The sequence below is a fragment of the Pelagibacterium xiamenense genome (assembly GCF_021166475.1).
GTDB lineage: Bacteria > Pseudomonadota > Alphaproteobacteria > Rhizobiales > Devosiaceae > Pelagibacterium > Pelagibacterium xiamenense.
This window is the reverse complement of sequence record NZ_JAJOYS010000001.1, coordinates 493575-508261: the sequence shown is the minus strand read 5'-3', so window position 1 is coordinate 508261 and position 14687 is coordinate 493575. Positions and strand designations below refer to the sequence as shown.

Here is a 14687-nt window from a genome sequence, read left to right as displayed (position 1 = left end):
TCATCCCGCCACCAGTATGGCGGGGTGGTGGGACCTGCCCGGCCGCAGCAGAGGGGACGGTATCATGATCCGGCAGGCGGCATTTCCGGTCGTTATCGGTGTAGCGGTTTTGAGCGCGAGTACGGTTGGGGCCGAGGACGTCATGGTGGTCTATGACGCATCGGGCTCGATGTGGGGCCAGATCGACGGGATGACCAAGATCGAGATCGCCCGCGAGGTGATGGCGGACCTCGTCGAGGGCTGGGCGCCCGAAAACAATATCGGGCTCGTGGCCTATGGGCACCGGCGGGAGGCCGATTGCGGGGATATCGAAACCGTCGTGCCGGTGGGCACGCTCGAGCAATCGCGCTTCCTCGACGTCGTCAATGCCATCAACCCGCTGGGGCGCACGCCGCTTTCGGCCTCGGTGGAGCACGCGGCCGAAGCGCTCGCTTACCGCGAGAACCCGGCAACCGTGGTGTTGATTTCCGACGGGATCGAAAACTGCGAGGCCGATCCGTGCGCGCTGGCGAGCCAATTGGCGCAGCAGGGGATCGCCTTTAAAACGCATGTGATCGGGTTCGACGTGGCGAGCGACGAGCAGGCACAGCTTGCCTGCATCGCCGAGAATACCGGCGGGATCTTCCTGCCGGCGGCGGATGCCGAGGAACTGGGGGACGCGCTCGCGCAAGTGCAGAGCGTCATCGAGGAGCAACCCGATCCGGAGCCCGAGCCGGAGCCCGAACCCGAACCGGAGATCACGGCACGCATCGACGTGACGGCGCCCAAGAGCGTGGTGGTGGGCTCGGCGTTTATGGCCGGCTGGAGCGAGGCGGTCGCCGACACCGATTTCGTCACCATCGTACCGGCGGATGCGGATACCGATGCGTTGGACAACTACATCCGGGTGCGCGGGGAAACCGAAGGCGAGCTGATCGCACCGGCGGAGCCGGGGCTTTACGAGGTGCGCTACGTGCTCGACGCGACGCGCGAAAGCGTCGGGGCGGCGCCAATCGAGGTGGTGGATGCCACGGTCGACCTGGGCGTCGCGGCGACTTTGACGGCGGGGGCGCCTTTCGACGTCACCTGGAGCGAAGCGATCCACCCCAACGACTTTGTCGGCATTGTGCCGGCGGGTGCGGATGAAGGCCAGGTGGGGACCTATCTGCGGGTCAGAGACGGACGCGAAGGCGACCTCGTGGCGCCGGCGGCGGCCGGACTATACGAGGTGCGGTATGTCCTCGACGAGGGCCGCCGAACGCTCGGTACCGCCAGCGTCGAGGTTGTCGAGGCCGAGGTTTCGGTGTCGGCGCCCGGGACTGTCACTGCGGGGAGCGTCTTCGACGTGAGCTGGTCGAACGTCATTAACGCGAACGACTTTGTGGGCATCGTTCCCGCCGGCGCCGACGAGGGCGAAGTGGGCAATTATCTGCGGGTCCGCGATGCGGCCGAAGGGGAACTGACGGCCCCCGCTGAACCGGGGCTTTACGAGGTCCGCTACGTCCTCGATGAGGGCCGCCGAACGATGGCGAGCGCAAGCATCGAGGTGACCGAGCCCGAGATTACGGTTTCGGCGCCCGAAAGCGTCGTCGCGGGCGCCAGTTTCGACGTGAGCTGGACCGGGACGGTCAACGGCAACGACTTTGTGGGCATCGTGCCGGCCGGCGCCGATGAAGGCGAAGTGGGCAATTATCTGCGGGTCCGCGATGCGGCCGAAGGGGAACTGACCGCGCCAGGGGAACCGAGGCTTTACGAGGTGCGCTACGTTCTCGACGAGGGCCGCCGAACGATGGCGAGCGCAAGCGTCGAGGTGACCGAGCCCGAGATTACGGTTTCGGCGCCCGAAAGCGTCGTCGCGGGCGCCAGTTTCGACGTGAGCTGGACCGGGACAGTCAACGGCAACGACTTTGTGGGCATCGTGCCCGCCGGCGCCGACGAGGGCGAGGTGGGCAACTACCTGCGGGTCCGCGACGCGGCCGAGGGGGAACTGACCGCGCCAGGGGAACCGGGGCTTTACGAGGTCCGCTACGTTCTCGACGAAGGCCGGCGGACGATGGCGAGCGCAAGCGTCGAGGTTGCCGAGCCCCAGATTACGGTTTCGGCGCCCGAAAGCGTCGTCGCGGGCGCCAGTTTCGACGTGAGCTGGACCGGGACGGTCAACGGCAACGACTTTGTGGGCATCGTGCCCGCCGGCGCCGACGAGGGCGAGGTGGGCAACTACCTGCGGGTCCGCGACGCGGCCGAGGGGGAACTGACCGCGCCAGGGGAGCCCGGGCTTTACGAGGTCCGCTACGTTCTCGACGAGGGCCGCCGGACGATGGCGAGCGCAAGCGTCGAATTGACGGCGCCGGAGGTGAGCGTTTCCGCGCCCGAGACTGTGCGCGCGGGGGACCGGTTCAGCGTATCTTGGACCGGGACGGTCAATGCCAGCGACTTTATCACCATCGTCCCCGCGGGGGCCGAGGCGGGGGCGACGGGCGACTATGTGCGCACCCGTGACGCGGCGGAGGCCGAGTTCGAGGCGCCGGAGGCCCCGGGGTTCTATGAAGTGCGCTATGTCCTTGATTCGGGCCGGGCGACCGCGGCAAGCACGGGATTCGAGGTGATCGCCGCGGACGCGGCGCTCAGCCAGGGCGCGACGCTCAAGGTCCCCGAAACCGCGGCGCCGGGAGCGACAATCACGGTGACCTGGACCGGCGGGACCGACAGCGCGGACCAGCGGGTGGCGCTGGCGCGAGCCGAGCAGGCGGACTTCACGTGGATCGACGTGAAACCGGCCGGAGCCGAACAGGCCGTGACCTTCACCGTACCCGAGGAGCCGGGACGCTACGAGGTGCGCTATCTCGACATTCCCGGCCGCGCGGTGCTGGGGCGGGCCATCGTCACCGTGGAATAGTCGCGCCGGTAGGTCGAAGACGCGCTCAAATGGGGCGCCGGGCGCCCCTAAGATGCCCGGCGGATTTCCGGCACTGCAAGCGTCAGCGCTGCGTGACCTATTGCGCTCGCCCGGCGCCCTCCGCTGCCCGATAGGCCGCATCCAGTTCCGCCAGCACGGACCGGTCCGGCTTTGCTGCCCCCCGGTGTAGCCACCGCAACTCCGCCTCGAAATCGCGCCACATCGCCGGGCCGCCGTCCTCGAGCGCGATGGCGCGGGCGGCAAGTTGGGGGGATACGGCGGGGAGATGTTTTACCCCCCAGGCGCCCAGTTGGGCCATGACCGGGACGAGCGCTATGGCCTCGTCGGTGAGGCTGTAGATCGTGCGTTGTTTGTGGGCCGGGTCCGGGGCGGCCGTGAGAAGGCGAGCGGCGGTCAGCCGTTTCAGGCGGTCGGCGAGGATGTTGGTGGCGATGCCTTCCAGTGAGTTGGCGTGGAGTTCGCCATAGGTGCGCAGATTGCCGAACATAATGTCGCGCAGGACCACGAGGGTCCATTTATCGCCGAACAGCTCCACCGAAAGGTTTATCGGACATCCGGACCGCTGATCCATGGGGGCTCCTTTTTTGATTCACTTGCAGTTTACAAGCGGTTCCTGCATGTGTACACACCTTGCATAATGCAAGTGGATTGCCCCCTGCCCGGCAAGCTGGAGAATTTTCCGGCGGACGTGTCGGGATGGGTGCTGGCGGGACGTCTATTGGGGACAGCTTTTCGGAGGGAGACCGATCATGGAACGGAATTACGGTTGGGTCATCGTAGCCGCGGGCGCGTTGATCACGTGCGTGGCGATGGGTGCGATGTTCGCCCTGCCCGTTTATCTTACCCCCATCGAGACCGATACCGGCTGGTCGCGGGCGGGGATTTCGATGGCGATGACCGTGGCGTTCATCGTCATGGGTGTGGCCGGGTTCGGCTGGGGCACGCTGAGCGACCGGATCGGCGCGCGGCCGGTGGTGATGATGGCCGCCGGGCTTTTGGTGGCCGGGCTGCTGATCGCCAGCCGGGCGACCGACCTGCTCGTTTTTCAACTCGCCTATGGCGGGCTTTGCGGCGCGGCGGCGGGTGGTTTTTTTGCCCCGCTGATGGCGGCGACGATCGGCTGGTTCGACAAGCACAGAAGCCTTGCCGTGTCGCTGGTTTCGATCGGCGTCGGCGTGGCGCCGATGGTGGTGACGCCGTTTGCCGCGCTTTTGATCGAGAGCTATGGATGGCGGTCTGCGATGACGATGATCGCCGTGGGGGCGCTCATTCTGCTGGTGCCGGCGGGGCTTTTGGTCCGGCCCGCTCCGGCGACAAGCGCGGCCGGCGGCGGCGAAGCGGCCGCGGCGACGGCATCGGGCGGATCGCCGTTTGCCGCGCTTAAAACGCCGCAATTCATCGTGCTCGCGACGGTGTTCTTCCTGTGCTGCGCGGCGCATTCGGGGCCGATTTTCCATACGGTGAGCTATGCGATGATCTGCGGGGCCGCGCCTCTGGCGGCGGCGAGCATATATAGCGTCGAGGGGGTTTCGGGGCTTTTCGGGCGGCTCATCTTCGGGGTTCTGGCGGACCGGCTGGGGGTCAAGCGCGTGCTGATCGCCGGGCTGGCGCTGCAGGCGGTCGGGATCTACAGCTATATCTATGTGACGCAACTGACCGAATTCTACATGCTCGCGGTTGTGCTGGGGATGGCCTATGGCGGCGTGATGCCGCTTTATGCGGTGCTCGCGCGCGACTATTTCGGGGCGCATGTGATGGGCACGGTGCTCGGCGCGGCGACGATGACGTCGGCTATCGGGATGGCGTTCGGGCCGGTAGGCGGCGGATGGCTCTACGATACATTCGGGACCTATCACTGGCTCTATATCGCATCGGCGGCGGTGGGGATCGGAGCGGCGGCGATGGCGCTGGCTTTCCCGCCGGCCCGGAAGGAAGGCGGCGGGCCTGAAGGCGTCGCGCAGCCGATTTAACTTGCCGCTTTCAACGAGACATAGGGCCGGCGGGAACGCTGGCCCTTTGTTTTTGCCCGGCCGCTGTCGGGATGGCACACGCTCGCGCGTCCTATGATCGAACAGGGGGGCATGGGCCCCGGCAGTGGAAGGAGAATTCCAATGCGTAAACTGATAGTCGGGGCGATGATCAGCATCGATGGCGTGATGCAGGCGCCGGGCGGGCCCCGGGAGGACGTTTCGGACGGGTTCGCGTATGGCGGCTGGGTGGCGCCGCATGCCGACGAGATCAGCGGCGCGTGGCTGGGCGACGTATTCCGTGCGCCGTTCGACCTGCTCTTGGGGCGAAAGACCTATGACATCTTTGCGGGGTATTGGCCCGAGCACGAGGACATGGAGATCGGGCGGCGCTTCGGGGAGGTCACCAAATATGTCGTCACGCACGACACGGAGTTTTCGAGCGACTGGCGGAACACGCATGTGATCGCCGGCGATGCGGTGGCGGGGATCAATGCACTCAAGGCGGGGGATGGCGCGCCGCTTTTGACGCAAGGCTCCGCAATGCTTTTGAAGACGCTCTTTGCGCACGATCTCGTGGACGAGATGTTCACGCTCACCTATCCGGTGGTGCTGGGAGCGGGCAAGAGGCTGTTCGACGCCAATGCGACGGCGGGCGGATGGTCGCTGGTTGCGACCGCGCACTCGCCTTCGGGTGTGGTGATGAGCCGGTACGCACGGGACGGCGAGGTGAAGACAGGCTCATTTGACTGAAAACGCAGGGGCACCTTGCGGTACCCCTGCGTTTTTTCGGTCGGCTCAGCCTACGGCGTTCACAAGCTCGATAACTTCCACCTCGCCTTCCCACTCCGGCCAATGCTGGCGGTGGAGATCGAGGAAGGCGCGGGTCCATTCGATCATTTCCGCGTCGGATTCGAGTTCGTACATCGCATAGCCGGCGACAACTTCCTTTGTTTCCGCATACGGACCGTCTAGCGTCAGCTTACCCCCGCGGACACGGCCGAGACCGGTCTTGAACATGGGCCCGCCTTCGAGGAATTTCGCGCCCGCCTCCTTGCCTTGCCGGTCGATCGCCTCCATGAGCGCCGCCGGCGGCTCACCGAGGGCTTCGGGGTTGGCGGTTCTGACGATGCCGATATATTTCATTGCGTGTTCTCCAAGTCCGGACCCGGGATTGGGCCTGAACACAGGACGACGCGCAAGCGTGGGGATCGACATTTCGGCTATCGAAATTTTGCGGCGCCAGGACCGCGTTTCAGGCCGCCTGTTTCGTGAACACGAGCGGGCGCGGCGCCACGCTTAATCGTCCCCCATCCGCAATGCCTTGATAAAGGCCTCTTGCGGGATTTCGACCTTGCCGAACTGACGCATGCGCTTTTTGCCCTCTTTTTGCTTTTCGAGGAGCTTGCGCTTGCGGGTGGCGTCGCCGCCATAACATTTGGCCGTCACGTCCTTGCGCATGGCGCGAACGGTTTCGCGGGCGATGACGCGGCCGCCGATCGCGGCCTGGACAGGAATGGTGAAGAGATGCGGGGGAATGAGCTCCTTGAGCTTCTCGCACATCTGGCGGCCGCGGTGTTCGGCCTGCGAGCGGTGGACGAGCATCGAGAGCGCATCGACGGGCTCGGCGTTGACGAGGATGCTCATCTTGACGAGGTCGCCCGCGCGGTAGTCGGCGATCTGATAGTCGAAGCTGGCATAACCCTTGGAAATGGATTTCAGGCGATCGTAAAAATCGAAAACGACTTCGTTGAGCGGCAGATCGTATTCGACCATGGCGCGCTGACCGACATAGGACAGGTTGGTCTGGATGCCGCGGCGCTCCTGGCAGAGCTTCAATATGGCTCCGAGGTATTCGTCGGGCGTCAGGATCGTCGCCTTGATCCAGGGCTCGTGGATTTCCTCGATCTTGACCGGATCGGGGAGATCGGCGGGGTTGTGGAGCTGGAGCGTTTCGCCGTTGGTGAGAACGACGTCATAGACCACCGAGGGGGCGGTGGTGATGAGGTCGAGGTTGAACTCGCGCGAGAGGCGCTCCTGGATGATCTCGAGGTGGAGGAGCCCCAAAAAGCCGCAGCGGAAGCCGAAACCGAGCGCGGCGGAGGTTTCCATTTCAAACGAGAAGCTGGCGTCGTTCAGGCGCAGCTTGCCCATGGCGGCGCGCAGGTCGTCGAAATCGGACGCATCGACAGGGAAGAGGCCGCAGAACACCACCGGCTGCGCGGGACGGAAGCCGGCGAGCGGCTTTTCGGTGGGGTGGCGGTCGTCGGTGATGGTGTCGCCAACATTGGTGTCCGCGACTTCCTTGATCGATGCGGTGAAAAAGCCGATCTCGCCCGGGCCAAGCTCGCCGACTTCGACGAGCTTGGGGGTAAAGACGCCGACGCGGTCGAGTTCGTAGCTGGCGCCAGCCTGCATCATGCGGATCTTCTGGCCCTTCCTGATGCGGCCGTCGATGACGCGGATCAGGACCACGACGCCAAGATAGAGGTCGTACCAGCTGTCGACGAGGAGAGCCTTGAGCGGGGCTTTCTCGTCGCCCTTGGGTGCAGGAAGCCGCTCGACGATGGCCTCGAGGACCTTTTCGACGCCGATACCCGACTTGGCGGAGATCTCGACGGAGTCCGAAGCATCGATGCCGATCACGTCCTCGATCTGCTGCTTGACGCGTTCAGGCTCGGCGGCCGGCAGGTCGATCTTGTTGAGCACCGGTACGATCTCGTGGTTGACCTCGATCGCGTGGTAGACGTTGGCGAGGGTCTGGGCCTCCACGCCCTGCGCGGCGTCGACAACGAGCAGCGAGCCCTCGCAGGCGGCCAGCGAGCGGTTGACCTCATAGGCGAAATCGACATGCCCCGGGGTGTCGATCAGGTTGAGGACGTAGTGCTCGCCGTCGGTGTGCGTGTATTCGAGCCGGACCGTCTGGGCCTTGATCGTGATGCCGCGCTCGCGCTCGATATCCATCGAATCGAGGATCTGGTCCTTCATCTCGCGCTCGCCCAAAGCGCCCGTCATCTGAATGAGACGGTCGGCCAGGGTCGATTTCCCATGGTCGATATGGGCGACGATGGAGAAATTGCGGATGTGGCTGAGCGGGGTCTTTTGGGGTGTCTTCATGGGTTCGAGCGTTTAGCAGGAAAGCCGAGGCCCCAAAAGATGGTTTATTGGGGCTTAAGCCGGTTTATACGCCCGGACATGCAGCCGATCGGTCGCGGAACGGGGTTGCCTACGTCTTTGCGGGTGCCACGAGCGTCTTGCGATAGGCGTCGGCAATGTGGGCGCCGGTTTTCTTGGGGCTGAGGGCGAGGACGGCGTCCATCAAGGGGTCGAGCTCATCGACGAGCTGGCTCCGCCAGGCCGCGAAGAGGCCGTTGAGCACAAGCCGCTCGTCGTCCGGCCCCGGGCGCTCGTCGGCCAGCAGGCGCGCAAACTCGTCGATATCGTGAATAAGCCCCAGGATTTCGCCGGCGGCCTTCAAATCCTTGCGGATGCGTTTTTCGTCGCCGGGCCAGAACGCTTTGAGGAGCCGCGTGGCGAAGCCGGTGTATTTTACTGCCTTGCGCCATTCGTGAAGATTTTCCGGGCTCGGGGCCGCGTGCGCGGTCTTTTGGGATTTGCGCAGCGTCTTGATGATTTTCGCGACGCCGTCGGCGAGGGCCCCGGCCGAATCCCTGGGCGTGAACGACCAGTTGACCGACGAGAGCGCGAACGCCCCCTCGCCCAGCCGTTCCTCGGTCCGGGCGAGAAGGTCCTCCACACCCTCGGCGCCGGCATGTTCGGCGGGGGCGATCTCGGCAAGCGCGCGCTCGACGCCGGGGAAGGGTTCGTCGCCCAGCTGCGCGGCGAAGCGGTCCTTGAGCGCCCCGATCAGCTGGTCGCGCGCGCCGGCCTCGCGCAGGGGCGCAAGGTCGCGCGCAATGTCGCGGTAACGGGCGTTCTCGGCGCGGTAGAAATCCTCATCGGCGTAGCGGACGACACGCAGGAGCCCCCGCATGCGCTTGAGGCCCTTGCGGACGTCGTGCACGCGCTCGGGCAGCGGGCCCTCGGTATCGCGCAGATCTTCGATCATCCTGTCGATCTGGCCGCGCGCAACGATGACCGTATCGGCATCGAGGGGGCGCTTGCCGGCGAGGCGATATGATGCCTTTTTGGTGGTGCGCATGCGCGGCCTTTTTCGTCGAATGCGGACAGTGGGCCCAATCTAGGGCGTCTTTTGTCCGCATCCAAGCGGCATGCGCGGGGGCCCGGTCAATCCGCATTCCGGTTCCGTCGGTCCCTTCCCATCACGCGCCCGGAGAGGGGATGATAGGGCGGCATGTCGAAAATCTCGCGCAATGTCAGATAGTCGGGCGGCTCGCCGCGGCATGCGGATGCCGGTGCGATGTATATGGCTTCGGTCAGGAGCCTGCGAATGAACCTGAACATTTTCTCGTCTCCGCGTTCTGAAGAGTGCAGCCATTCTCCGACGTTTTCCGATGCTTTCAATCGACAAGCTCTCGACGCTCGTTTAGAAAAACTAAATGAATGACAATTTGCCCATTCCCCTCAACGCCCTGCGGGCCATCGAAGCGGTGGCGCGGCTGGGCGGCCTCGGGCCTGCGGCAGAGGCGCTGGGAGTGACGCCGGGAGCGGTGAGCCAGCACATAAGACGGGCCGAGGAGCGCGCCGGGGTCGTGCTGTTCGAGCGCACCGCGCACGGGCTGGTGCCAGGCGCGGCCCTCGCGGCGATCCTGCCCGAGCTCAAATCCGGTTTCGATGCCCTCAAATCGGCGAGCGCGCGGCTTGTCGCCGACGAGGGGCACGTGCTCAACGTCACTTTGGGGAACGTCTCGGCGTCGCGCTGGCTCGTGTGGCGGCTTTCGGAATTCCATGCGGTGCACCCCGACATCGAGGTCCGGCTCTATCCCACCGAAGCGCTTGTCGATCTCTCGCGGCCCGACGTGGACTGCGGCATACGGTTCGGGAAGGGGACCTGGCCCGATGTCGACGCGACGCTTCTGGCGCGAGCACGGGTCTTCCCCGTTTGTGCGCCGGCGCTTGCCGAAAAGCTCAAGACGCCCGCCGATCTCGCGCGTGTTCCGGTGATCCGGGACCGGATGACCATGCTTTCATGGGATGAATGGCTGGCCGCGGCGGGTGTGCCGGAGATTGCTCTTGAGGGCCCCGTCTATCTCGATCCGGCGCTCTCGTTTTATGCGGCGACCGCCGGGCAGGGCGTGCTGCTCGCGGTCGACATCATGGTCGACTACGCGCTGGCGCATAGCGAACTGGTGCGGCCATTCGCCCAAAGCGTCGTATCGGAGCACGGCTACTGGTTCGCAACCGAAAAGGGAAAGCCCTTGCCGTCACGGACGCGAAAATTTCGCGCATGGCTGCTGGACGAGATGAGCAGGGCTAGTTTAGAATAATTCTAAACTAGAAGGACAGGCTCATGTTTTCGCGATTTCTCCAGCCCGGCAAACGGGACTTTGCTTCGCTTTCGGAAAAGGAAATTCTCGCTCTGGCGATTTCGGCCGAAGAAGAGGACGGCAGAATTTACACCGCCTATGCCGACCGGCTGCGCGACGAATTCCCGGCCTCCGCCGCGGTCTTCGACGGCATGGCCGCCGAAGAGGACGAGCATCGGCGGCTTCTGATCGACATGTACACCAAAAAGTTCGGCGACCGGATCGTCCCGATCCGGCGTGAGCATGTCCGCGGCTTTTTCACACGCAAGCCCGTGTGGCTGATGGCGGAGCTCGATCTCGACACCGTGCGGGCCCAGTCGCACGACATGGAACAGACCGCGGCGCGATTTTACGCGCAAGCCGCGGCGCAAACGACGGATGCGTCGATCCGAAAGCTCCTGGGCGATCTCGAGGCCGCCGAGCGCGGTCACGAGCGGGCCGCCGACGCGCTCGAGGACGCGCATCTTTCCGACAGGGTGCGCGACGACGAGAGAGACGCGGCGCACAAGAAGTTCGTCCTCACCTATGTGCAGCCCGGCCTTGCGGGACTAATGGATGGGTCGGTTTCAACTCTGGCGCCGATTTTTGCGGCGGCGTTCGCGACGGGGAATACCTGGGAGACGTTTCTTGTCGGCCTCGCCGCATCGGTGGGCGCAGGGATTTCCATGGGCTTTACCGAGGCGGCGAGCGACGACGGCAAGCTGACCGGCCGTGGCTCGCCGGTCAAGCGAGGCTTCGCCTCGGGCATCATGACGGCGCTGGGCGGGCTGGGCCACGCCCTGCCCTATCTCATCCCCGATTTCTGGACGGCAACGACGCTCGCGATCTCCATCGTGATCGTCGAGCTCTGGGCCATCGCGTTCATCCAGAGTCGATATATGGATACGCCGTTCTGGCGGGCGGTCATGCAGGTGGTCCTCGGCGGCTCGCTGGTTTTTGCGGCCGGCATCCTGATCGGTAACGCCTAGACCTCTACCGCCTCCGTCAATTCGGGCATGGCGGCCGGTTCGAGCGCAATGAGGAGCTCGTGCCGGCCCGCCGGCAGGCCCGGCGCGTAGCCGGTATCGAGCTTGAGCTGGCTTGCGGTCACCCCTGTGGCCTGCGCATGATCGAGGATGGCGCCGAAGCCGTCTGCGATCCCGGCGAGCGGACCGTCGTGGACGGTCTTGAGCCAGGTGTTTTCCGGCAGGCGGATATCCACCATGCCCTCGGGAATGCGCGCGAGGCTCTGCACCTGGAGGCAGAGCAGTTCGGTATAGACGCCACCGTCTTCACCCAACGAGATTTCGGCGTAATCGCCGAGACCCGTGGCGACCGCTTCGATATCACCGTGGCGGGCGAAAAGCGCCTTCCAGCCTGCCGGCACGGCGGTGCCCAGATCCTGCCAATGCGCCGTGACGACAATGCCGAGGAATCGCATGGGACCGCGTTTTACGGTTTCGACGTTCATACCTGCCTCCTTTGTAGCGCCGGCAGTCTCTCCAAATCCGGCGCTCAGATCAACCGCACCCCGCGCCGGCGCTGGATCACGATCATCGTTCCCACTGCGACGAGGATGGCGAGCACCACGAGCCCGGCGGTCGTTCCCCCATCGGCGAAGATGACCGCGTGCATGCGGCGGCCCGGGAGCAGCGTGAAACCGCCGGTGAGGAGCAGCGCGAAGACATAAAGCGAAATCATGGTCGAGCGGTGGGCGAGAAGATTGCCCGTGCGCGCCGCCCAGAACCCGCCGACAAGCGAGAAGAGCGTGAAGACCGAAAGCGCATGGAGCAGCGAATAGGGTCCGAACATGCGGACTTCGGTGATGCCGAAGGAGGAGAGCGCGACTGCCGCCATCAGCCCGAGCCAGACGCGGCCCATGGCCTTGTGGATGCGCGTGCCCTTTTTCATGAGCATCACCACTGTGCCCAGCAGCGTGGCGAGCAGGGCCGCGCCAGCGTGGAGCTGGACCGCGAGGATCGAGTGGGTAAGGGGCGTCAGGTCCATTGAGAGTCCTTTGCTAATCCTGATCTAGACAGGTGACGCCCTGACGCGGTTTGGCTATCAACGCAAAAGGTGCTGCGCGAGCAAAAGGGAAAACTTCGTGAACTGGCCGCCCCTGCAATCGGCGCTTCGTGAAACGCAGGCTGTCTATCGCGACCGGCGGGCGCTTATGGCCATCGCCCTGGTCGGGGCAATCCTGGGGCTGACGGGGCCGTTTGGCACCTACGCTGAGCTTGGCCCACTCATCCGTATTCCCTATTGGATCGCCGTTGCGTTCGTGACCTATGGTGTGGGGCAATTGGGCGGCACAGTGCTGATGCGCGCGCTCGTGCCGGAGCTGGCCCCGCGCTGGGCCGGTGTTGTCGTGATGGCAGCGGGCGCCGCGGTGCCGGTCACCGCCGTTGTGCTTTTGCTCAACCGGCTGTTTTTCGCCGACATCGTCTATGGCGGCTGGATGACGCTTGAGCTGTTTGCCTACTGCCTCGGCGTTTCGCTCGTTTTCATCGCGATGCTCGAATATGTGGTGCGGCCCCTGGTTCTGGCGCAGAGCCCGATGGCGGACGCCGCACCGGCGGAGCCGCGGCTTCTGGCGCGGCTGCCGCATGGGGTGCGCGGGCCGCTGTCGCATATGTCGATGGCGGACCATTATGTCGAAGTGCACACCGCGCGCGGCAAGGCGCTGGTCTTGATGCGGCTCGCCGATGCGATCGCTGAAACCGACGGGGTGGCGGGGCTCCAGATCCATCGCAGCCACTGGGTGGCAGCCAGTGCGGTTGCCGGGCTCGAGCGCAGGAACGGCAAGACGTTCGTTGCGCTGAGGTCCGGAGCGCTTTTACCTGTGAGCCGGAGCTATCTCGCTGCGGCGCGGGCGGCGTTCGGCTGATCGAGCCGGTTTTCGAGGATGGTGCCCAGCTTTGCGCATTCGATAGCGATCTCGCCGGCGAAATCGCGGACCATGTCACGTTCGAGCGCGGCCTTTGAAAGCGCCACTGCCGCAATGTCGCGGTGAAGGGGTTCGAAATCGCGGGGCTTGATCTCGACGAGTTCGCCGCTGGCGAGCTGTTCGGCAATGGCCGATCGGACGAAGAAGCCGAGCCCCTCACCCGCGAGCGCCAATTTGCGCGCGGGGCCAGTGGGAATTTCAACGCTCGTCTGGGCGCGGCGGACGAGCGCGGTGGCACCTTCGGGATCGACCTGCCACCAGCGGAGCGAAATGACGCGTGGGACGAGGGCGAGGACGTCGGACAGGAGCGGGCGCGGGGACAACTTTGCGGCAAGGCGCGGGGCGAGAACAAGCGGCACGGGCTCGCGCATGACGAGCAGCGGATAGAGTTCGGGGACCAGAGGATCGAGATTGGGCCAGGCGATGATGCCCAGCTCGACCGAACGGTCGTGGAGCATGGCGGTGACGTGATGGTGGTGACCTTCCATCACGATGACGTCCACATCCTTGTGGCTGGCCTGAAACCGCAAGAGCGAATCGCTGATCAGGGGCGTGACGAGCGAGCGCAGCGATCCCAGCGTGATCCGCCCGCGCTCGACGCGGCGCAGGGCCTCGCGGCCTTCCTGAACCGTATTGAGGATGCGCCGGGCATAGGGCAGAAAGGTCATGCCCTGATCGGTCAATGCGATCTTGCGGCCGCGGGCGAAAAGCTGAACGCCAAGCGTATCCTCGAGCACGCGCATCCGCATCGAGACCGTCGCCTGGGTGACGTTGAGCCGGGCGGCGGCCTTGGTGAAACTCAAGTCGCGGGCGATACGGTCGAAGGTACGGAGCTGGTCGATATCCATAAAAATTCTTTATTTTTATGATTGATATTCATTGTGTTTTTCAGTTTAGCATCGGCATATATAATTGAAAAGGTGCACATCCATGCTCATCCGCCCCGCCACTGAGGCCGATCTTCCGCAGATTCTGGAGATCCACAACCACGCCGTGCGCAATCTCGATGCGATCTGGACGGAGGCCGAGGAGACGATCGAGGACCGGCGGGCGTGGCTTTTAGACCGACAGAATGGCGGGTTTACCGTGCTCGTGGCGGTCGAGGACGACACCGTCCTGGGGATGGCGAGTTACGGGACCTACCGTTCGCGCTCGGGATACCGAAAGACGATCGAGCACTCGATCTACCTGCGCGAGGACGCGCAGGGGCGCGGGGTGGGCAAGGCGCTGATGGAGGCGCTGATTGCCGATGCCAGGGCGAAGGGGTTTCACCTCATGGTGGCCGTCATCGACGCCAAGAACACCGGTTCGATCGCGTTTCACGAACGGTTCGGCTTTGCGCTTGCGGGGACGCTGCCGCAGGCGGGGTTCAAGCACGGCAAATGGCTCGACCAGGTCAATATGGTGCTGCTTTTGAACGACGACCCGGCGCCGCCGCGCGGGTACTAGCG

General features: G+C 64.8%; 15 protein-coding genes. 7 read left to right on the top strand and 8 right to left on the bottom strand.

The features are described from left to right. Positions 1-64 precede the first annotated feature (64 nt). Positions 65-2875, top strand: coding sequence for a VWA domain-containing protein (locus LSG43_RS02525; protein ID WP_231801037.1), 2811 nt, complete (start codon positions 65-67; stop codon positions 2873-2875). 97 nt (positions 2876-2972) lie between these two features. Here LSG43_RS02525 and LSG43_RS02520 read toward each other — a convergent pair whose 3' ends face one another. Then, entirely contained in the window at positions 2973-3467 is a 495-nt protein-coding gene (locus LSG43_RS02520) for a winged helix-turn-helix transcriptional regulator (RefSeq protein ID WP_231801036.1), read from the bottom strand. 178 nt (positions 3468-3645) lie between these two features. Between LSG43_RS02520 and LSG43_RS02515 the strand changes: the two genes are divergently transcribed. Together LSG43_RS02515 and LSG43_RS02510 are read left to right on the top strand one after the other, a co-directional pair. After that, entirely contained in the window at positions 3646-4866 is a 1221-nt protein-coding gene (locus LSG43_RS02515) for an MFS transporter (protein WP_231801034.1), read from the top strand. Positions 4867-5007: 141 nt separating this feature from the next. After that, positions 5008-5616: a dihydrofolate reductase family protein gene (locus LSG43_RS02510; protein WP_231801031.1), complete on the top strand. Its 609-nt coding sequence runs from the start codon at positions 5008-5010 to the stop codon at positions 5614-5616. Positions 5617-5661: 45 nt separating this feature from the next. On the opposite strand, the gene LSG43_RS02505 is transcribed toward LSG43_RS02510, so the two are convergent. The 4 genes from LSG43_RS02505 to LSG43_RS02490 form a co-directional block, all read right to left on the bottom strand. Then, a complete protein-coding gene (locus LSG43_RS02505) occupies positions 5662-6009 on the bottom strand; it encodes a YciI family protein (protein WP_231801029.1) in 348 nt (115 codons plus the stop codon). Positions 6010-6162: 153 nt separating this feature from the next. Further along, on the bottom strand, positions 6163-7980 hold the full coding sequence (gene lepA, locus LSG43_RS02500) for a translation elongation factor 4 (RefSeq protein WP_231801027.1): 1818 nt from the start codon (positions 7978-7980) through the stop codon (positions 6163-6165). 109 nt (positions 7981-8089) lie between these two features. Then, complete coding sequence (locus LSG43_RS02495; RefSeq protein ID WP_231801023.1) at positions 8090-9025, bottom strand: CHAD domain-containing protein; 936 nt, start codon at positions 9023-9025, stop codon at positions 8090-8092. 86 nt (positions 9026-9111) lie between these two features. After that, complete coding sequence (locus tag LSG43_RS02490) at positions 9112-9288, bottom strand: hypothetical protein (RefSeq protein ID WP_231801022.1); 177 nt, start codon at positions 9286-9288, stop codon at positions 9112-9114. A gap of 95 nt (positions 9289-9383) precedes the next feature. Between LSG43_RS02490 and LSG43_RS02485 the strand changes: the two genes are divergently transcribed. Together LSG43_RS02485 and mbfA are read left to right on the top strand one after the other, a co-directional pair. Continuing rightward, complete coding sequence (locus tag LSG43_RS02485) at positions 9384-10271, top strand: LysR substrate-binding domain-containing protein (RefSeq protein WP_231801021.1); 888 nt, start codon at positions 9384-9386, stop codon at positions 10269-10271. Positions 10272-10294: 23 nt separating this feature from the next. Further along, positions 10295-11278: an iron exporter MbfA gene (gene mbfA, locus LSG43_RS02480; protein WP_231801020.1), complete on the top strand. Its 984-nt coding sequence runs from the start codon at positions 10295-10297 to the stop codon at positions 11276-11278. Here the strand turns inward: mbfA and LSG43_RS02475 are convergent. Together LSG43_RS02475 and LSG43_RS02470 are read right to left on the bottom strand one after the other, a co-directional pair. Continuing rightward, on the bottom strand, positions 11275-11760 hold the full coding sequence (locus tag LSG43_RS02475) for a GyrI-like domain-containing protein (RefSeq protein ID WP_231801018.1): 486 nt from the start codon (positions 11758-11760) through the stop codon (positions 11275-11277). The two genes, mbfA and LSG43_RS02475, sit on opposite strands and share 4 nt — an antisense overlap. A gap of 44 nt (positions 11761-11804) precedes the next feature. Further along, positions 11805-12296: a DUF2306 domain-containing protein gene (locus tag LSG43_RS02470; RefSeq protein WP_231801017.1), complete on the bottom strand. Its 492-nt coding sequence runs from the start codon at positions 12294-12296 to the stop codon at positions 11805-11807. Positions 12297-12393: 97 nt separating this feature from the next. Between LSG43_RS02470 and LSG43_RS16565 the strand changes: the two genes are divergently transcribed. After that, positions 12394-13176, top strand: coding sequence for a LytTR family DNA-binding domain-containing protein (locus tag LSG43_RS16565; RefSeq protein WP_231801016.1), 783 nt, complete (start codon positions 12394-12396; stop codon positions 13174-13176). Here the strand turns inward: LSG43_RS16565 and LSG43_RS02460 are convergent. After that, positions 13143-14084, bottom strand: coding sequence for a LysR family transcriptional regulator (locus tag LSG43_RS02460; RefSeq protein WP_231801014.1), 942 nt, complete (start codon positions 14082-14084; stop codon positions 13143-13145). The two genes, LSG43_RS16565 and LSG43_RS02460, sit on opposite strands and share 34 nt — an antisense overlap. Before the next feature lie 82 nt (positions 14085-14166). Between LSG43_RS02460 and LSG43_RS02455 the strand changes: the two genes are divergently transcribed. Further along, the gene (locus tag LSG43_RS02455) at positions 14167-14685 is read left to right on the top strand and encodes a GNAT family N-acetyltransferase (RefSeq protein ID WP_231801012.1); all 519 of its coding nucleotides are present in this window, start codon (positions 14167-14169) and stop codon (positions 14683-14685) included. Positions 14686-14687: the final 2 nt, after the last annotated feature.